Here is an 18,516-nt window from a genome sequence, read left to right on the forward strand (position 1 = left end):
TCTCCTTAAGCGTTCGCAATCGCGCGCTTATCGCGCAGAACCGTCTGGATGCGGGCGATGTCGCGACGCACGACCCGCACGCGGGACGTATTCTCGAGCTGGCCCGTAGCCTTCTGGAAGCGCAGGTTGAACTGCTCTTTCTTCAGCTTGGCCATCTCGTCCTCGAGCTGGTCGGGCGTCATGGCCCGAACGTCGTTCGCCTTCATCGTTTTCTCGTCCTAACAGTAGGGCCGGTCTTCCGATCGGCACCCGCTTGCCGGAAGGTTATCGACCTTCCGGGCGGGCGCCCTGCGGATCACTCGGCAATGCGCTGAATGAAGCGCGTCTTGATCGGAAGTTTGGCCGCGCCGAGACGGAGCGCCTCGCGGGCAACCTCCTCGGGCACGCCGTCGAGCTCGAACATGATCCGGCCGGGCTTGATGCGGACGCACCAGAACTCCGGTGAACCCTTGCCCTTACCCATACGGACTTCGGTCGGCTTAGCGGTGACCGGAACGTCCGGGAACACGCGGATCCAGACTCGGCCAATACGCTTCATCTGGCGGGTGATCGCGCGGCGAGCCGCCTCGATCTGCCGCGCGGTGACGCGCTCGGGCTCCATGGCCTTGAGGCCAAAAGCGCCGAAGTTCAGGTCGGTACCGCCCTTGGACACGCCATGGATGCGGCCCTTGAACTGCTTACGGAATTTGGTGCGCTTCGGTTGAAGCATCGTCCTTCTCCCAAAACTCTAGTTAACGCGCACCATCGCCGTCGCGTTCGCGACCACGGCCACGGCCACGACCTTCACGGTCGCCACGGGGATTGTCACGCTCACGACGGCGGTCGCCGCCAGAACGTTCACCTTCGTTACCCTCAAGCGCGCGACGCTCGGAAGCGAGCGGGTCGTGCTCCAGGATCTCGCCCTTGAACACCCAGACCTTCAGGCCGTTGGTGCCGTAAGCGGTGTGGGCGGTGGCGATGCCGTAATCGATGTCGGCACGAAGCGTATGCAGGGGCACGCGGCCCTCGCGATACCACTCCAGACGAGCGATTTCGGCGCCGCCGAGACGGCCACCGGCGTTGATGCGGATGCCTTCGGCACCGAGACGCATCGCCGACTGCACCGAACGCTTCATCGCACGGCGGAAAGCCACACGACGCTCGAGCTGCTGGGCGATCGACGCGGCGATCAGTGTCGCGTCGGTCTCGGGCTTGCGCACCTCGACGATATTGAGATGCACTTCCGAGGAAGTGAACTTGGCGATCAGCTTGCGCAGTTTCTCGATGTCAGCACCCTTCTTGCCGATCACCACGCCCGGACGAGCCGAGTGGATGGTGACGCGGCACTTCTTGTGCGGACGCTCGATGACAACCTTGGATACCGCAGCCGTCTTCAGTTCCTCGAAGAGGAATTTGCGGATGGCGAGATCCTCGTGCAGCAGCGCGCCGTACTCGGCCTTACTCGCGAACCAACGCGAGTCCCAGGTCCGGTTGATGCCGAGACGCAGACCGATCGGATTAACTTTGTGGCCCATCAGGCGGTCTCCTCGACTTCGCGAACCACAATCGTGAGGTTCGCAAACGGCTTCTGGATCTGACCGACACGACCACGAGCTCGCGGCGAGAAGCGCTTCATGACGAGGCCCTTGCTCACGAAAGCTTCCTTGACGACGAGAGCATCGACGTCCAGGTCGTGGTTATTCTCGGCATTGGCGATCGCCGACTCCAGCGTCTTCTTCACGTCGTCAGCAATACGCTTGCGCGAGAAGGTGAGATCGGCCAGCGCCGTGTTGACCTTCTTGCCGCGGATGAGAGCCGCGACAAGATTGAGCTTCTGCGGCGAGACGCGAAGGTTGCGGGTCACCGCCTGCGCCTCAGTGTCGGCGAGCGTGCGTTCACGCTTCGGCTTGCCCATGGGTTACTTCCTCTTCGCCTTCTTATCCGAGCCATGGCCATAGTAGGTGCGGGTCGGCGCGAACTCGCCGAACTTGTGACCCACCATGTCCTCGTTCACGGACACCGGAATGTGCTTCAGGCCGTTGTAAACGCCGAACGTAAGTCCGACGAAATTCGGCAGGATCGTGGAGCGACGGCTCCAGATCTTGATGACTTCATTGCGGCCACTCGCGCGACTGACTTCCGCCTTCTTGAGGAGGTAGCCGTCGACGAACGGGCCTTTCCAAACCGAACGAGTCACGGTCGTTCCTCTCTCTTACTGCGACTTCTTGCGCGCATGGCGGCTACGGACGATGAACTTGTCCGTGGACTTGTTCGATCTCGTCTTCTTGCCCTTGGTCGGCTTGCCCCATGGGGTAACCGGATGACGGCCACCCGAGGTGCGGCCTTCGCCGCCGCCGTGCGGATGGTCGATCGGGTTCATCGTCACGCCGCGGTTGACCGGGCGCTTGCCCAGCCAGCGATTGCGGCCAGCCTTACCGATCGACACGTTGGAGTGGTCGGGGTTCGACACAGCGCCGATGGTGGCAAAGCAAGTGCCGAGCACCTTGCGCTGTTCGCCAGAGTTGAGGCGCACAACGGTGTAGCCTTGGTCGCGACCGACGATCTGGGCGTAGGAGCCAGCCGAGCGGGCAACCTGACCGCCCTTACCGGGCTTCAGCTCGACATTGTGGACGAGCGTGCCGACCGGAATGGCCGACAGCTGCATCGCATTGCCGGGCTTCACGTCGGCGGCGGGCGCGGCGACGACGTTGTCGCCAACGGCCAGACGCTGCGGGGCCAGGATGTAGCTCAGCTCGCCGTCCTCATACTTGATGAGGGCGATGAAGCCGGTGCGGTTGGGATCGTACTCCAGACGCTCAACCACGGCATTCATGCCGAGCTTGCGACGCTTGAAATCGATGAGACGATAAGAGCGCTTGTGACCACCGCCGCGATGATAAGCGGTGATGCGGCCGTGATTGTTGCGACCGCCGGTCTTGCTAAGACCCTCGGTCAACGCCTTCACTGGCGCGCCCTTATGAAGCTCGGAGCGATCGACGAGGACCAGCTGGCGCTGGCCCGGGGTCGTCGGCTTGTAATATTTGAGTGCCATAATCGTCCTGCCGCTCGGATCAGAGGCCCGTCGTGATGTCGATCGAATGGCCCTCTTCGAGGGTCACGATCGCTTTCTTCACGTCGGACTGGGTACCGATGATGCCCCGGAAGCGCTTCGTCTTGCCCTTACGCACGAGCGTGTTGACGCTCTTGACCTTAACCGAGAACAGCTGCTCGACGGCGGCTTTGATCTCGGGCTTGGTCGCGGTCTTGGCAACGTTGAAGACCACCTTGTTGTTCTCAGCCTGAATGGTCGCCTTTTCAGTGACCACCGGCATGCGAATGATGTCGTAGTGCTTCAGATTGGTCATTTGAACCGCTCCTCAAGCGCCGACACGGCCGCCTTGGTGAGAACCAACGTGTCACGACGCAGAATGTCGTAGACGTTGATGCCCTGTACGGGCAGCACGTCGATCTGCGGAATGGCACGGGCCGCCAGGCGAAACTGATCCTGCGGATTGGCTCCGTCGATGATCAGCGCGTTGGTGAGACCGAGCGCGGCGAGCTTCGTCTTCAGGACCTTCGTCTTGGACTCGGCGGCGATCGCCTCGTCCAGCACGAATATGTTGGCACCCTTGGCCTTGGCCGACAGGGCAAGCTTCAGGCCGAGGGCCCGAACCTTCTTGGGCAGATCGTGCGCATGGCTGCGAACCACGGGACCGAAAGCCTTGCCACCACCACGAAACTGCGGAGCGGCTTTGTTGCCGTGACGGGCGCCACCGGTGCCCTTCTGACGGTACATCTTCTTGCCGGTCTTGGTGATCTCTGTACGAGTCAGAGTCTTGTGCGTTCCGGCCTGGCGCTTGGCGAGCTGCCAGCGCACGACGCGCTGCAGGATGTCGGCACGCGGATCGAGACCAAAGATCTCGTCCGAAAGCGCGACCGTCCCGGCAACAGCGCCATCGAGGGTCTTGACTTCGAGTTCCATCACTCACCTGCCTCCGCGGTCGCAGCGGGCGCCGCCTTGCGGAACTTGCCCGGGGTGGGAACACCTTCCGGAAGCTTCTTCTTGACCGCGTCGCGGACGAGGATCCAGCCGCCCTTGGCGCCAGGAACCGCGCCTTCGACCAGGATCAAACCGCGATCGGCGTCGGTGCGCACGATCTTCAGGTTCAACGTGGTCACGCGCTCATCGCCCATGTGGCCAGGCATCTTCTTGTTCTTGAAGACCTTGCCCGGATCCTGACGCTGACCGGTCGAACCCAGCGAGCGGTGCGAGACCGAGTTACCGTGGGTGGCGCGACCGCCGTGGAAGTTCCAGCGCTTCATGGCGCCGGCGAAACCCTTACCAATCGAGGTACCGGTAACGTCGACGAACTGCCCAGCAACGAAGTGATCGGCCGTTAGTTCGGCACCCACCTCGATGAGGTTCTCGGGAGAAACCCGGAACTCGGCAACTTCACGCTTCGGCTCGACCTGCGCCACGGCAAAGTGGCCGCGCATCGCCTTCGAGACATTCTTAACCTTGACAGTACCGGCTCCCAACTGGATCGCGGTATAGCCATTCTTTTCTTCGGTACGGTGAGCAACTACCTGGCAGTTCTCAAGCTTGAGAACCGTCACGGGAACATGCTCGCCTGCGTCGTTGTAGACGCGGGTCATGCCGACCTTCTGTGCAATGACACCTGAGCGCATAGCGTTCTCTCTCAACCCGGCTCTTGTTCTCAGAGCTTGATCTCGACGTCCACGCCGGCCGCGAGGTCGAGCTTCATCAGCGCGTCCACGGTCTGCGGGGTCGGATCGATGATGTCCAGGAGGCGCTTGTGGGTGCGCATCTCGAACTGTTCGCGGCTCTTCTTATCGATATGGGGCGAGCGGTTGACCGTGAACTTCTCGATACGAGTCGGAAGCGGAACCGGGCCCCGGACCTGTGCGCCCGTGCGCTTGGCCGTGTTGACGATCTCGCGCGTCGAAGCATCGAGGATACGATGATCGAACGCTTTGAGACGGATACGGATATTCTGACCGTTCATTTCTTTACCTCTAGAGGGGACGTGGGCGGAGCGAACTCCGCCCCGTATCACCTCGAAACGATCAATTACTCGACGATGGAAGCGACGACGCCTGCGCCGACGGTACGACCGCCTTCACGAATGGCGAAGCGGAGCTTCTCTTCCATGGCGATCGGAACGATCAGCTGGACGTTCATCGTCACGTTGTCGCCCGGCATCACCATCTCGACACCTTCGTCCAACGTCACCACGCCCGTCACGTCGGTCGTGCGGAAGTAGAACTGCGGGCGATAGTTGGTGAAGAACGGCGTGTGACGGCCACCCTCTTCCTTGGTCAGGATGTAGGCTTCCGCCTTGAACTTGGTGTGCGGGTTCACAGAAGCCGGCTTGCACAGGATCTGACCGCGCTCGACGTCTTCACGCTTGGTGCCGCGCAGCAAAGCGCCGATGTTGTCGCCAGCCTGGCCCTGATCGAGCAGCTTGCGGAACATTTCAACGCCGGTCACCGTCGTCTTGGTGGTCGGACGGATGCCGACGATCTCGACTTCCTCGCCAACCTTGACGATGCCGCGCTCGACACGACCGGTCACCACGGTGCCACGGCCGGAGATCGAGAACACGTCTTCGATCGGCATCAGGAACGGCTGGTCGATCGGACGGTCCGGCTGCGGAATGTAGGCATCGACCTGGGTCATCAGCTCGAGGATCGAGTCATGACCGAGGACCGGATCGCCGCCCTCGAGGGCAACCAGCGCCGAACCCTTGACGATCGGAATGTCGTCGCCGGGGAAGTCGTAGGACGAAAGAAGCTCGCGCACTTCCATCTCCACCAGCTCAAGCAGCTCGGGATCGTCGACCATGTCGCACTTGTTCAAGTAGACGACGATCGCCGGAACGCCGACCTGACGGGCCAGCAGGATGTGCTCGCGGGTCTGGGGCATCGGGCCGTCGGCGGCCGAAACCACCAGGATCGCGCCGTCCATCTGAGCCGCGCCGGTGATCATGTTCTTCACATAGTCGGCGTGGCCTGGGCAATCCACGTGCGCATAGTGACGGTTCTTCGTCTCGTACTCGACGTGAGCCGTGTTGATCGTGATGCCACGCGCCTTCTCTTCAGGAGCCGCGTCGATCTGATCATAGGCCTTGAACGTCGCGCCGCCCGTCTCGGCAAGAACCTTCGTGATCGCCGCGGTCAGCGACGTCTTGCCGTGGTCAACGTGACCGATCGTGCCGATGTTGCAGTGCGGCTTCGTCCGCGAAAACTTTTCCTTGGCCATCGGATATCTTCCTTTGTCTCGTGTAAGCGGGTGAGGTCAACGGTCCGGAACTCAGGCGTACTTGGCCTGGACTTCCTGAGCGACCGCAGCCGGGACCTGCTCGTAGTGGTCGAACTGCATGGTGTAGCTGGCGCGTCCCTGGCTCATCGAACGGAGCTGGTTCACGTAACCGAACATGTTGGCGAGCGGAACGAAGGCCGTGATGACATTGGCGTTGCCGCGCATGTCCTGGCCCTGGATCTGGCCGCGACGGGAGTTGACGTCGCCGATGACGGAACCGACGTACTCTTCCGGCGACACGATCTCGACCTTCATGATCGGCTCCAGCAGAGCCGGCGAAGCCTTTTCCATCGCTTCACGCAGAGCGGCGCGGGAGGCGATTTCGAAGGCGATGGCCGAAGAGTCAACCTCGTGATAGCCACCGTCGATCAGCGTCACCTTGACGTCGACCACCGGGAAGCCGGCGATCGGACCAGAGGTCATCACCGAGTTCAAGCCCTTCTCGACGCCGGGGATGTATTCCTTGGGAACCACACCGCCGATGATCTTGTTCTCGAATACGAAGCCTGTACCGACTTCGCCCGGTTCGACGACAAAACTCACCTTGGCAAACTGACCAGTACCACCGGTCTGCTTCTTGTGGGTGTAGTCGATCTCGGTCTTCTTGCGGATGGTCTCGCGATAGGCAACCTGCGGGGCGCCGACGTTCACCTTGATGTTGTGCGGAGCACGACGGAGAATGTCGATCTTGATGTCGAGGTGAAGCTCGCCCATGCCCTTGATGATCGTCTGGCCCGACTCCTGATCAGTGGAGACGCGGAAGGACGGATCCTCGGAAGCCAGCTTCTGGAGAGCCATGGAAAGCTTCTCCTGCTCGCTCTTGGTAGCAGCCTCGACGGCCATCTCGATGACCGGCTCGGGGAATTCCATCTTCTCAAGGATGACGGGCTTCAACGGGTCACAGAGCGTGTCGCCGGTGCGGGTGTCCTTGAGGCCAACGAAGGCGACGATGTCGCCAGCACGGGCTTCCTCGACGTCCTCACGGGTGTCGGCATGCATCTGAACCATGCGACCGACGCGCTCACGCTTCTCGCGGGTCGAGTTCAGGACGGTCGAACCCTTTTGCAGCACGCCTGAATAGACGCGAGCGAAGGTCAGCACGCCATAGGGATCTTCGATGATCTTGAAGGCGAGCATGGCGAGCGGCTCGTCATCGGACGAGAGACGAACGATCTCTTCTTCCGTCTTCGGATCGATACCCTTGGTCGGCGGCACATCAACCGGCGACGGCAGGTAGTCGACGACAGCGTCGAGCAGCGTCTGCACGCCCTTGTTCTTGAAGGCCGAGCCAGCAAGAACCGGGAACCAGGCGGAAATCAGAACCGCCTTGCGGATCAGCCGCTTAAGGGTCGCCTCATCGGGCTCGTTGCCCTCGAGGTAGGCCTCCATGGCGGTGTCATCCAACTCGACGGCGGCTTCGATCAGTTCGGCGCGCGATTCCTTGGCGCGCTCGAGCATGTCGGCCGGGATTTCTTCGTCGTGGAACTTAGCGCCGAGCTGCTCGTCTTCCCACACGACCGCCTTCATGCGGATGAGGTCGACGATGCCCTTGAAGTTCGACTCCGAACCGATCGGCAGCTGCAGAGCAATCGGACGCGCACCGAGGCGGGTCTTGATGTCGCTCAGGCACTGGTCAAAGTTGGCGCCGGTCTTGTCCATCTTGTTACAGAAGACAATGCGCGGCACGTTGTACTTGTCGCCCTGGCGCCACACAGTCTCGGTCTGCGGCTCGACGCCCTGGTTGGAGTCCAGCACGCAGACAGCACCGTCGAGCACACGCAGCGAACGCTCGACTTCAATGGTGAAGTCGACGTGGCCTGGGGTGTCGATGATGTTGAGGCGCTTGCCGTTCCAGAAGGTGGTGGTGGCAGCCGACGTGATGGTGATGCCGCGCTCTTGCTCCTGCTCCATGTAATCCATGGTGGCAGCGCCGTCGTGCACTTCGCCGATCTTGTGGGACTTGCCCGAGTAGTAAAGGACGCGTTCCGTCGTCGTCGTCTTGCCCGCATCGATGTGGGCCATGATGCCGAAGTTGCGGTAGTCCTCGAGCTTATGCGTACGAGCCATGTTCGTCTCCGCCTGTCCGGCTTACCAGCGATAATGCGAGAAGGCGCGGTTGGCTTCAGCCATCCGGTGCGTATCTTCGCGCTTCTTGACGGCGGTACCGCGGTTGTTGGCGGCGTCCATCAGCTCACCCGACAGGCGATCGACCATCGTCTTCTCGTTGCGGCCGCGGGCAGCCGTGATCAGCCAGCGAATGGCGAGAGCCTGACGGCGCTCGGTGCGGACCTCGACGGGAACCTGATAGGTGGCACCACCGACGCGGCGCGACCGAACTTCGATCTGCGGCATCACGTTGTGAAGCGCCTGATGGAAGGTCTGGACCGGGCTCTGGCGGGTGCGGGTTTCGATGCTATCGAAGGCGCCATAGACGATCGCTTCAGCAACGGACTTCTTGCCGTCCTGCATGATCGAATTCATGAACTTGGAAACGACGATATCACCGAACTTCGGATCGGGATTGATCTCGCGCTTCTCTGCACTGTGACGACGGGACATACTTCGTCTCCGGGTATAGCAAAATAAGACCGACCGGATCCGGCTTCACGCGCAGATCCGGCCAGGGATCACTTCGGACGCTTAGCGCCGTACTTGGAGCGGCGCTGCTTGCGATTCTTGACGCCCTGCGTGTCGAGCACGCCGCGCAGAATGTGATAGCGCACGCCGGGAAGATCCTTGACGCGGCCGCCACGGATCATGACGACGGAGTGCTCCTGAAGGTTATGACCTTCACCAGGAATGTAACCGATGACCTCGTAGCCGTTGGTCAGACGAACCTTGGCGACCTTACGCAGAGCCGAGTTCGGCTTCTTCGGGGTCGTTGTATAGACGCGTGTGCAGACACCGCGCTTCTGAGGGCAGGCCTCAAGATGGCGGGCCTTCTCGCGGTAAACCGGCGCCACGCGCGGGTTACGGATCAACTGATTGATCGTCGGCATCCTTCACCTTCAATCCAAACGTCCGGAGCTTAAAACCGGAACTACACTTCCTTCAGAACCAACCGTCGCCAAAACCAAGGCAACAGGTCAGCTCCCTGACCAAATTCGCAACTCTCCGCTCACCGCCCGCACAAAACGAAGCGCGCCGATAACGTGAAATCTCACGTCCGGCGCGGCGGAAAGCAGAGGAACAATGCCAAACGGCACCGTTCGTGCGTACAACAGCTTTCACCACCAGTGGAGCGAGTAGCGTTTAACGGCGCTTGATCAAAGGTTTAAGGACCAGTGATCGATCAGCCGTTACAGACCAACTCTTCAAGTGGCGCGGACACTACTCAAACAATCCCCAACCGTCAAGTCGGCCACGCAAAAAAGGCGGAAACCTCGGCCTTCTGCGGACACCGCGGAGGAATGCGCGCATGAAGCGGAAATTCCATGACAGTTCGGCGCAACAAATGCAATCCACCCTGCCCTTTTGGACCGTATGACGAGGCGGATCAACGACTCCTCCTCCCGAATCCTACCGGCGTCGAGGCTCTATTTGGCAAGCGAATCCCTTGAGGCGAATCTTCAGGGCCGCTCCAAAGAAAAGCGCGGCGCCCCTTTCGGAACGCCGCGCCATTCAAATCATAGATTCGGTTCGTCAGACTTCGGTGCCGATCCGATCGACTTCGCCGACGCTCACCTCGACGCCCTCGCCGAGAGCATCCTTGCGGCGCTCCTCAAGGATCAGCTCGTCGCGACGCATCGCCACCTGGCGGATACGGCTCATCAACGCACCGGTACCAGCCGGGATCAGGCGACCGACGATGACGTTCTCCTTGAGCCCCTCGAGCGTATCGACCTTGCCGTTGACCGCCGCCTCGGTGAGGACGCGGGTGGTCTCCTGGAAGGACGCCGCCGAGATGAAGGAGCGCGTCTGCAGACTGGCCTTGGTGATGCCGAGCAGGATCGGGTGGGCGATGGCCGGGCTCTTGCCTTCGGACACGAACTTCTCGTTGATCTGCTCGAACTCGATAGCGTCCACCTGGTCGCCGCCCATCAGGTCGGTGTCGCCGCCCTCGGTGACCTCGACCTTCTGCAGCATCTGGCGAACGATCACCTCGATGTGCTTGTCGTTGATCACCACGCCCTGCAACCGGTAGACTTCCTGGATCTCGTTGACGAGATAGGCAGCCAGTGCCTCCACGCCCTTGATCGCCAGGATGTCGTGCGGCGCCGGATTGCCGTCGACGATGTAATCGCCCTTTTCGACCACGTCGCCTTCCTGAAGATGGAAGTTCTTGGTCTTGGGGATCAGGTACTCGCGCGGCTCAAGACTGGCGTCGTGCGGCTCGATGAGCACGCGGCGCTTGTTCTTGTAGTCGCGGCCGAAGCGGATCGTGCCATCGATCTCGGCGATGATGGCGTGATCCTTCGGACGACGAGCCTCGAACAGCTCGGCAACACGCGGCAGACCGCCGGTGATGTCGCGCGTCTTGGCACTCTCCAGCGGGATACGGGCGAGCACGTCGCCGGCATGCACCTTCGAGCCAGGCTCGACCGACAGGATCGCGTCGGGGCTGAGCAAATAGCGCGCATCGCCGCCCTTCTGCGGCTTGCCGATCTTGCCGTTGGCGTCCTTGACGATCAGCGCCGGCTTGAGGTCCGACGTACGGGCCGAGCCGCGCCAGTCAATGACCACACGCTTGGTGATACCGGTCGCCTCGTCGGTGGTCTCCGACACCGAGGCGCCTTCGACCAAGTCCTCGGAGCCAACGAAGCCGTCGACATCGGTCAGCACCGGGCGGGTGTAGGGGTCCCACTCGGCAAGACGCTGGCCGCGCTTGATCTTGTCGCCATCATCGACGTGCAGGCGCGAGCCGTAGACCACGCGATGGGTCGAACGCTCGTTGCCGGCCTCGTCGACCAGCACCACGGCGAGGTTACGGCCCATGGCGATGAGCTTGCCCTCACTGTCGCGCACGACGTTGCGGTTGCGGATCTTGATCGTGCCTTCGATGGACGACTCGATGAACGAAGAGTCCACCACCTGCGCCGTGCCACCGATGTGGAAGGTACGCATGGTGAGCTGGGTGCCCGGCTCGCCGATCGACTGAGCGGCGATGACACCGACGGCTTCACCCATGTTGACGGGTGTACCGCGCGCCAGGTCACGACCGTAGCACTTGGCGCAGACGCCAACCTTGGTGGAGCAGGTCAGCACCGAGCGGATCTTCACCGACTGGATGCCCGACTTCTCAATACGCTCGACGTCGCGCTCCTCGATCAGCTTGCCCTTCGGAACCACCACTTCGCCGGTGGCGGCGACGGTGATGTCCTCGGCGGCGGTGCGGCCAAGGATACGTGCGCCGAGCGTGGCCACGACTTGGCCGGCGTCGACGATCGCCTGCATCTTGAGGCCCTGGTCCTCGGCGCCGCAATCGGTCTCGGTGATGATGCAGTCCTGCGCCACGTCGACGAGACGACGCGTGAGGTAGCCCGAGTTGGCGGTCTTGAGCGCCGTATCGGCCAGACCCTTACGGGCACCGTGGGTGGAGTTGAAGTACTCCATCACGGACAGGCCTTCCTTGAAGTTCGAGATGATCGGCGTTTCGATGATCTCACCCGACGGCTTGGCCATCAGGCCACGCATGCCGGCGAGCTGCTTCATCTGGGCCGGCGAACCACGGGCGCCCGAATGGCTCATCATGTAGATGGAGTTCATCGGCTTGGTACGGCCGTTTTCGTCCTTCTGCACGGAGGAGATGCGCTTCATCATCTCCTCAGCGACCTTGTCGGTGCACTTGGCCCAGGCGTCGACCACCTTGTTGTACTTCTCGCCCTGAGTGATCAGGCCGTCGGAGTACTGCTGCTCGTAGTCGTTGACCAGCGACAGAGTCTCGCCGACGAGGTGTGCCTTGGTCTCGGGGATGACCATGTCGTCCTTGCCGAAGGAGATACCGGCGTTGCAGGCCTCCTTGAAGCCAAGGGCCATGATTTTGTCGCAGAAGATCACCGACTCCTTCTGACCGCAATGGCGGTAGACGGCGTCGATCATGCCCGAGATCTTCTTCTTGGTCATCAGCTCGTTGCAGAGATCGTACGGCACGTTGTGGTGCTTGGGCAGCAGCTGGCCGATCATCATGCGGCCGGGCGTGGTCTCAAAGATCTTGGAGACCGGGTTGCCGTCCTTGTCGATCGACTTGAAGCGGCCGCGCACCTTGGAGTGCAGCGTCACGGCTTCCGTGTCGAGCGCATGCTGCAGCTCACCGAAGTCGGCAAAGGCCATGCCCTCGCCCGGCTCGCCGTCGTTCATGATCGACAGGTAGTAAAGACCCAGCACGATGTCCTGCGAGGGAACGATGATCGGCGCACCGTTGGCCGGATGCAGGATGTTGTTGGTCGACATCATCAGCACGCGGGCCTCGAGCTGAGCCTCGAGGCTCAGCGGCACGTGCACGGCCATCTGGTCGCCGTCGAAGTCGGCGTTGAAGGCCGAGCAGACCAGCGGATGCAGCTGGATCGCCTTGCCTTCGATCAGGATCGGCTCGAAGGCCTGGATGCCGAGACGATGCAGCGTCGGGGCGCGGTTCAGCATCACCGGATGCTCGCGGATCACCTCGTCGAGGATATCCCAAACTTCCGGACGCTCCTTCTCAACCAGCTTCTTGGCCTGCTTCACCGTTGAGGAGAAGCCCTTGGCGTCGAGACGCGAGTAGATGAACGGCTTGAACAGCTCGAGCGCCATCTTCTTCGGCAAGCCGCACTGATGCAGCTTCATCTCGGGGCCGACCACGATGACCGAACGGCCGGAGTAGTCGACGCGCTTGCCGAGCAGGTTCTGACGGAAACGGCCCTGCTTGCCCTTCAGCATGTCGGAGAGCGACTTCAGCGGACGCTTATTGGCGCCGGTGATGACGCGGCCACGACGGCCGTTATCGAACAGCGCGTCGACCGACTCCTGCAACATGCGCTTTTCGTTGCGGATGATGATGTCCGGCGCGCGCAGCTCGATGAGGCGCTTCAGGCGGTTGTTGCGGTTGATGACGCGGCGATAGAGGTCGTTGAGGTCGGACGTCGCAAAGCGACCGCCGTCCAGCGGCACCAGCGGACGCAGGTCCGGCGGGATGACCGGGATGACGCTCATCACCATCCACTCGGGCTTGTTGCCCGACTCGATGAAGGCCTCGATGATGTTGACGCGCTTGGCGAGCTTTTTGGGCTTGAGCTCGGAGGTCGACTCGGCGATCTCCTGGCGCAGCTTCTCGGCAAGCTTGGCGAGGTCAAGCGACTGCAGCAGCTCGCGAATGGCCTCGGCGCCGATCAGAGCGGTGAAGGTGTCTTCGCCATACTCCTCCTGAGCGCGCATATAGTCCTCTTCCGTGAGGAGCTGATGCTGCTTGAGAGGCGTCAGACCGGGTTCGGTGACGACGTAATTTTCGAAATAGAGAATGCGCTCAAGATCCTTGAGCGGCATGTCGAGCAGCAAACCAATGCGGCTCGGCAGCGACTTCAGGAACCAGATGTGGGCGACGGGCGCGGCAAGCTCGATGTGGCCCATGCGCTCGCGGCGGACGCGCGACAGCGTGACTTCGACGCCGCACTTCTCGCAGATGACACCCTTGTACTTCATGCGCTTGTACTTACCGCACAAGCACTCGTAGTCCTTGATCGGCCCGAAGATGCGGGCGCAGAAAAGGCCATCACGCTCGGGCTTGAAAGTCCGATAGTTGATGGTCTCGGGCTTCTTGATCTCGCCATAGGACCAGGACAGGATCTTCTCGGGGGAAGCGAGGGAGATCTTGATCTGGTCGAAGACCTGCACGGGAGCCTGTGCGTTGAAAAGGTTCATGACCTCTTGGTTCATCGGCTCGTTCTCCTGTGATGCTGCCCGACCGCCGTCAGTCCGCCTCGCCGGCGGGGGCCGCATGAAAAATGTCTGGGGCGCCGCTGGCGCCGGTTGCCGGACACGCCGAACTGCCGGCGCTTTCGGCGCCGACAGCTCAAGGCATTTCCGTCGTTAGGTGCGCCGGATCACTCCGCCGCGTCCTGGGGCCGTTCGTCTGTGATAACAGCGTGTTCCTTGGAGTTGATCAGTTCGACGTTGAGGCCGAGCGAACGCATCTCCTTGACCAGCACGTTGAAGCTCTCGGGGATGCCGGACTCGAAGGCCTCGTCGCCGCGGACGATCGCTTCGTAGACCTTGGTGCGGCCGGCCACGTCGTCCGACTTCACCGTCAACATCTCCTGCAGCGTATAAGCCGCACCGTAAGCCTCGAGCGCCCACACCTCCATTTCGCCGAAGCGCTGGCCGCCGAACTGGGCCTTGCCGCCCAGCGGCTGCTGGGTCACGAGGCTGTAGGGGCCGATCGAACGGGCGTGGATCTTGTCGTCCACGAGGTGGTGGAGCTTCAACATATAGATGTAGCCCACGGTGACCTTGCGGTCGAACGTCTCGCCGGTACGGCCATCGTAGAGGACCGACTGACCGGAGGTGTGCAACCCGGCCTTGGCCAGCAACTCATTGATGTCCGGCTCGCGGGCACCATCGAACACCGGCGTGGCGATCGAAATGCCCTTCTTCACCTGATTGGCCAGGAGCAAAACCTCATCGTCGGTATAGGCGCTGATGTCTTCGGTCTTGGTCGATCCCTTATAGGTGTCGACCACCAGATCGCGCAGCGGCTCGATACCCTGGCCATGCCGGTAAGCCTCCAGCATCTCGCCGATCTTCCTGCCCATGCCAGCGCAGGCCCAACCCAGATGCGTCTCGAGGATCTGACCGACGTTCATGCGCGAAGGCACGCCGAGCGGGTTCAGCACGATGTCGACGTGGGTGCCATCCTCCAGGAACGGCATATCCTCGACCGGCACGATACGCGAGACGACGCCCTTGTTGCCATGGCGGCCGGCCATCTTGTCGCCCGGCTGGATCTTGCGCTTCACGGCGACGAAGATCTTGACCATCTTCATGACGCCCGGCGGCAGTTCGTCGCCGCGCTGCAGCTTCTCCACCTTGTCGATGAAGCGCTGCTCGAGCCGCTTGCGGCTCTCGTCATACTGCTTGCGCAGGGCCTCGATCTCGCCCATGGCCTGCTCGCTTTCAAGGGCGAACTGCCACCACTGCGAACGCGGGAACTCCTCGAGCTTCTCCTGATCCAGAAGGGTGTCCTTCTTGAAGCCCTTGGGGCCGCCGACGCCCATCTTGCCGATCAGCATGTCCATCAGACGACCGTAGACGTTACGGTCGAGGATGGCCTGCTCGTCGTCGCGGTCCTTGGCGAGACGCTCGATCTCCTCGCGCTCGATCGCCATGGCGCGCTCGTCCTTCTCGACGCCGTGGCGGTTGAAGACGCGCACTTCGACGATGGTACCGGTGACGCCCGGCGGAACGCGCAGCGAGGTATCGCGAACGTCCGACGCCTTTTCACCGAAGATGGCGCGCAGAAGCTTCTCTTCCGGCGTCATCGGGCTTTCGCCCTTCGGCGTAATCTTGCCGACCAGGATGTCGCCAGCCTGCACTTCGGCACCGATGTAGACGATACCGGCTTCGTCGAGGTTCTTGAGCGCTTCTTCCGACACGTTCGGAATGTCGCGGGTGATTTCTTCAGGGCCCAGCTTGGTATCGCGGGCCATCACCTCGAACTCCTCGATGTGAATCGAGGTGAACACGTCTTCGGCGACGATCTTCTCGGAGAGAAGGATCGAGTCCTCGTAGTTGTAGCCGTTCCACGGCATGAACGCGACCAGCACGTTCCGGCCGAGGGCGAGATCGCCGAGGTCGGTCGAGGGACCATCGGCAATGATGTCACCCTTGGCCACCACGTCGCCGACACGCACCAGCGGACGCTGGTTGATACAGGTCGACTGGTTGGAGCGCTGGAACTTCATCAAGCGATAGATGTCGACGCCGGACTTCGACGGATCGAGGTCCTCGGTGGCGCGGATGACGATACGGGTCGCGTCAACCTGGTCGATGACGCCACCGCGCTTGGCGGCGATCGCGGCACCGGAATCGCGAGCAACGACCGGCTCCATGCCGGTGCCGACGAACGGCGCCTCGGCGCGGACCAGCGGCACGGCCTGACGCTGCATGTTCGAGCCCATCAGCGCGCGGTTGGCGTCGTCGTTCTCAAGGAACGGGATCAGCGCCGCGGCGACGGACACAACCTGCTTAGGCGACACGTCCATCAGATCGACGCGTTCCTTCGACACCTGCGCCGTCTCACCGGCGTGGCGCGAGATGACGAGGTCGTTGACGAAGTGCCCCTCATCGTCGAGCTCGGCGTTGGCCTGGGCGACCGTGTACTTGCTCTCTTCCATTGCCGAGAGATAGACGACCTTATCGGTCACCCGGTCTTCCTCGACGATACGGTAGGGGCTTTCAATGAAGCCGTACTTGTTGACACGAGCAAAGGTGGCCAGCGAGTTGATCAGACCGATATTCGGGCCTTCCGGCGTTTCAATCGGGCAGATACGGCCATAGTGCGTCGTGTGAACGTCGCGGACTTCGAAGCCAGCGCGCTCGCGGGTCAAACCGCCCGGCCCAAGGGCCGACAGGCGGCGCTTGTGGGTGATCTCGGACAGCGGGTTGGTCTGGTCCATGAACTGGCTGAGCTGCGAGGAACCGAAGAACTCGCGCACGGCAGCGGCGGCCGGCTTGGCGTTGATCAGGTCCTGCGGCATGACCGTGTCGATATCGACCGAGCTCATGCGCTCCTTGATGGCGCGCTCCATGCGCAGCAGGCCGACGCGATACTGATTTTCCATCAGCTCGCCGACCGAACGGACGCGGCGGTTGCCAAGGTTGTCGATATCGTCGATCTCGCCCTTGCCGTCGCGCAGTTCCACCAGCGTCTTGATGACGGCGAGGATGTCTTCCTTGCGCAGGATACGAACGGTATCCGGGCACTGCAGGTCCAGGCGCATGTTCATCTTGACGCGGCCGACGGCGCTGAGGTCGTAGCGCTCGGCGTCGAAGAACAGCGACTTGAACATCGCCTCGGCGGTGTCGATGGTCGGCGGCTCGCCAGGACGCATGACGCGATAGATGTCGAACAACGCGCCTTCGCGCGTCTCGTTCTTGTCGACGGCCAGCGTGCTGCGGATATAGGCGCCGGTGTTGACGTGGTCGATGTCGAGCAGCGGCAGCTCGTCGACACCGAGTTCGGTGAGCTGCGCCAGCATCTTCGCGGAGATCTCGTCGCCGGCTTCGGCGTAGATCTCACCTGACTGCAGGTTGACCACGTCTTCGGCGATGTAGAGACCCTCGATTTCCTCGTCGGTCACCTTCAGGGCCTTGAGGCCCTTATCGGCGAGCTGACGAGCAGCGCGAGCGGTCAGCTTACGACCGGCACCGACCACCACTTCGCCGGTATCGGCGTCGATCAGGTCAGCGACCGCCTTCATGCCCTTCATGCGGTTGGCATCATAAGGCATGCGCCAGCCATCCTTGGCGCGCTCGTAGATGATCTTGTTGTAGAAGGTTTCGAGAATCTCCTCGCCATCGAGGCCGAGGGCGAACATCAGGCTCGTCACCGGAATCTTGCGGCGACGGTCGATACGCGCATAAACGATGTCCTTGGCGTCGAACTCGATGTCCAGCCAGGAGCCACGATACGGGATGATGCGAGCGGCGAACAACAGCTTGCCCGACGAGTGGCTCTTGCCCTTGTCGTGGTCGAAGAACACGCCCGGCGAACGGTGCATCTGCGAAACGATGACGCGCTCGGTACCGTTGACGATAAAGGTGCCGTTGTCGGTCATGAGCGGCATATCGCCCATGTAGACGTCCTGCTCCTTGATGTCCTTGACGGACTTGGCGCCGGTATCCTCATCGACATCGAACACGATGAGGCGCAGTGTCACCTTCAGCGGCGCGGCAAAGGTCATGCCGCGCTGGCGGCACTCGTCGACGTCATACTTGGGCGCCTCGAACTCGTAGCGAACGAATTCGAGAAAAGCCGTACCGGCAAAGTCGGAAATCGGGAAAACAGACTTGAAAACGGCCTGGAGGCCCTCCTCAGGACGTCCACCCTTGGGCTCCTCCACCATGAGGAACTGGTCGTAGGACGCCTTCTGGACCTCGATCAGGTTCGGCATCTCGGCAACTTCCCGGATGTCTCCGAAGAACTTGCGGACACGCCTGCGGCCGTTGAACGTTTGCGCCATTGCTTCCCTCGTACACCGTGATCGGCAGACCGGAACCCTTTG

General features: G+C 61.8%; 16 protein-coding genes. All 16 read right to left on the reverse strand.

Features of this window, described 5'->3' with window-relative positions:
- Positions 1–5 precede the first annotated feature (5 nt).
- Positions 6–206, reverse strand: coding sequence for a 50S ribosomal protein L29 (gene rpmC, locus AB6N07_RS18945; protein WP_370674619.1), 201 nt, complete (start codon positions 204–206; stop codon positions 6–8).
- Between the two features lie 89 nt (positions 207–295).
- Entirely contained in the window at positions 296–709 is a 414-nt protein-coding gene (gene rplP, locus AB6N07_RS18950; RefSeq protein ID WP_370674620.1) for a 50S ribosomal protein L16, read from the reverse strand.
- Positions 710–731: 22 nt separating this feature from the next.
- Positions 732–1,514 (reverse strand): 30S ribosomal protein S3, encoded by a 783-nt coding sequence (rpsC, locus tag AB6N07_RS18955; RefSeq protein ID WP_370674621.1) that lies wholly within the window; start codon positions 1,512–1,514, stop codon positions 732–734.
- Positions 1,514–1,894: a 50S ribosomal protein L22 gene (gene rplV, locus AB6N07_RS18960; RefSeq protein WP_370674622.1), complete on the reverse strand. Its 381-nt coding sequence runs from the start codon at positions 1,892–1,894 to the stop codon at positions 1,514–1,516. Before rplV ends, rpsC begins: the two co-directional genes overlap by 1 nt.
- 3 nt (positions 1,895–1,897) lie before the next feature.
- Positions 1,898–2,176 carry a 30S ribosomal protein S19 gene (rpsS, locus tag AB6N07_RS18965; RefSeq protein ID WP_370674623.1) on the reverse strand — a complete coding sequence of 93 codons (279 nt, stop codon included), beginning with the start codon at positions 2,174–2,176 and terminating at the stop codon, positions 1,898–1,900.
- Positions 2,177–2,191: 15 nt separating this feature from the next.
- Positions 2,192–3,031: a 50S ribosomal protein L2 gene (rplB, locus tag AB6N07_RS18970; protein ID WP_370674624.1), complete on the reverse strand. Its 840-nt coding sequence runs from the start codon at positions 3,029–3,031 to the stop codon at positions 2,192–2,194.
- Between the two features lie 19 nt (positions 3,032–3,050).
- The gene (locus AB6N07_RS18975) at positions 3,051–3,344 is read right to left on the reverse strand and encodes a 50S ribosomal protein L23 (protein ID WP_026791947.1); all 294 of its coding nucleotides are present in this window, start codon (positions 3,342–3,344) and stop codon (positions 3,051–3,053) included.
- The gene (gene rplD / locus AB6N07_RS18980) at positions 3,341–3,961 is read right to left on the reverse strand and encodes a 50S ribosomal protein L4 (protein WP_370678279.1); all 621 of its coding nucleotides are present in this window, start codon (positions 3,959–3,961) and stop codon (positions 3,341–3,343) included. Before rplD ends, AB6N07_RS18975 begins: the two co-directional genes overlap by 4 nt.
- Complete coding sequence (gene rplC, locus AB6N07_RS18985; protein ID WP_370674625.1) at positions 3,961–4,668, reverse strand: 50S ribosomal protein L3; 708 nt, start codon at positions 4,666–4,668, stop codon at positions 3,961–3,963. The genes rplD and rplC overlap by 1 nt, the downstream gene beginning before the upstream one ends.
- Positions 4,669–4,697: 29 nt before the next feature.
- On the reverse strand, positions 4,698–5,006 hold the full coding sequence (gene rpsJ / locus AB6N07_RS18990) for a 30S ribosomal protein S10 (RefSeq protein WP_026782425.1): 309 nt from the start codon (positions 5,004–5,006) through the stop codon (positions 4,698–4,700).
- A gap of 65 nt (positions 5,007–5,071) precedes the next feature.
- Positions 5,072–6,262, reverse strand: a complete 1,191-nt coding sequence (gene tuf, locus AB6N07_RS18995) for an elongation factor Tu (protein ID WP_370674626.1) — start codon at positions 6,260–6,262, stop codon at positions 5,072–5,074.
- Between the two features lie 51 nt (positions 6,263–6,313).
- Positions 6,314–8,389 (reverse strand): elongation factor G, encoded by a 2,076-nt coding sequence (gene fusA, locus AB6N07_RS19000; RefSeq protein ID WP_370674627.1) that lies wholly within the window; start codon positions 8,387–8,389, stop codon positions 6,314–6,316.
- A gap of 21 nt (positions 8,390–8,410) precedes the next feature.
- A complete protein-coding gene (gene rpsG, locus AB6N07_RS19005) occupies positions 8,411–8,881 on the reverse strand; it encodes a 30S ribosomal protein S7 (protein WP_284540120.1) in 471 nt (156 codons plus the stop codon).
- 68 nt (positions 8,882–8,949) lie between these two features.
- Positions 8,950–9,321 carry a 30S ribosomal protein S12 gene (gene rpsL / locus AB6N07_RS19010; RefSeq protein ID WP_026782429.1) on the reverse strand — a complete coding sequence of 124 codons (372 nt, stop codon included), beginning with the start codon at positions 9,319–9,321 and terminating at the stop codon, positions 8,950–8,952.
- A gap of 643 nt (positions 9,322–9,964) precedes the next feature.
- Positions 9,965–14,170, reverse strand: a complete 4,206-nt coding sequence (rpoC, locus tag AB6N07_RS19015; protein WP_370674628.1) for a DNA-directed RNA polymerase subunit beta' — start codon at positions 14,168–14,170, stop codon at positions 9,965–9,967.
- 167 nt (positions 14,171–14,337) lie between these two features.
- Complete coding sequence (gene rpoB / locus AB6N07_RS19020; RefSeq protein WP_370674629.1) at positions 14,338–18,474, reverse strand: DNA-directed RNA polymerase subunit beta; 4,137 nt, start codon at positions 18,472–18,474, stop codon at positions 14,338–14,340.
- Between the last annotated feature and the right edge of the window lie 42 nt (positions 18,475–18,516).

It is taken from the genome of Pleomorphomonas sp. PLEO (genome assembly GCF_041320595.1).
In the GTDB taxonomy this organism is placed as follows: Bacteria; Pseudomonadota; Alphaproteobacteria; order Rhizobiales; family Pleomorphomonadaceae; genus Pleomorphomonas.

Bases quoted from the DNA above. Each gene is read 5' to 3' on its own strand.
- rpmC (WP_370674619.1), bottom strand. From the start codon at position 206: ATGAAGGCGAACGACGTTCGGGCCATGACGCCCGACCAGCTCGAGGAC.
- rplP (WP_370674620.1), bottom strand. From the start codon at position 709: ATGCTTCAACCGAAGCGCACCAAATTCCGTAAGCAGTTCAAGGGCCGC.
- rpsC (WP_370674621.1), bottom strand. From the start codon at position 1,514: ATGGGCCACAAAGTTAATCCGATCGGTCTGCGTCTCGGCATCAACCGG.
- rplV (WP_370674622.1), bottom strand. From the start codon at position 1,894: ATGGGCAAGCCGAAGCGTGAACGCACGCTCGCCGACACTGAGGCGCAG.
- rplB (WP_370674624.1), bottom strand. From the start codon at position 3,031: ATGGCACTCAAATATTACAAGCCGACGACCCCGGGCCAGCGCCAGCTG.
- AB6N07_RS18975 (WP_026791947.1), bottom strand. From the start codon at position 3,344: ATGACCAATCTGAAGCACTACGACATCATTCGCATGCCGGTGGTCACT.
- rplD (WP_370678279.1), bottom strand. From the start codon at position 3,961: ATGGAACTCGAAGTCAAGACCCTCGATGGCGCTGTTGCCGGGACGGTC.
- rplC (WP_370674625.1), bottom strand. From the start codon at position 4,668: ATGCGCTCAGGTGTCATTGCACAGAAGGTCGGCATGACCCGCGTCTAC.
- rpsJ (WP_026782425.1), bottom strand. From the start codon at position 5,006: ATGAACGGTCAGAATATCCGTATCCGTCTCAAAGCGTTCGATCATCGT.
- tuf (WP_370674626.1), bottom strand. From the start codon at position 6,262: ATGGCCAAGGAAAAGTTTTCGCGGACGAAGCCGCACTGCAACATCGGC.
- fusA (WP_370674627.1), bottom strand. From the start codon at position 8,389: ATGGCTCGTACGCATAAGCTCGAGGACTACCGCAACTTCGGCATCATG.
- rpsG (WP_284540120.1), bottom strand. From the start codon at position 8,881: ATGTCCCGTCGTCACAGTGCAGAGAAGCGCGAGATCAATCCCGATCCG.
- rpsL (WP_026782429.1), bottom strand. From the start codon at position 9,321: ATGCCGACGATCAATCAGTTGATCCGTAACCCGCGCGTGGCGCCGGTT.
- rpoC (WP_370674628.1), bottom strand. From the start codon at position 14,170: ATGAACCAAGAGGTCATGAACCTTTTCAACGCACAGGCTCCCGTGCAG.
- rpoB (WP_370674629.1), bottom strand. From the start codon at position 18,474: ATGGCGCAAACGTTCAACGGCCGCAGGCGTGTCCGCAAGTTCTTCGGA.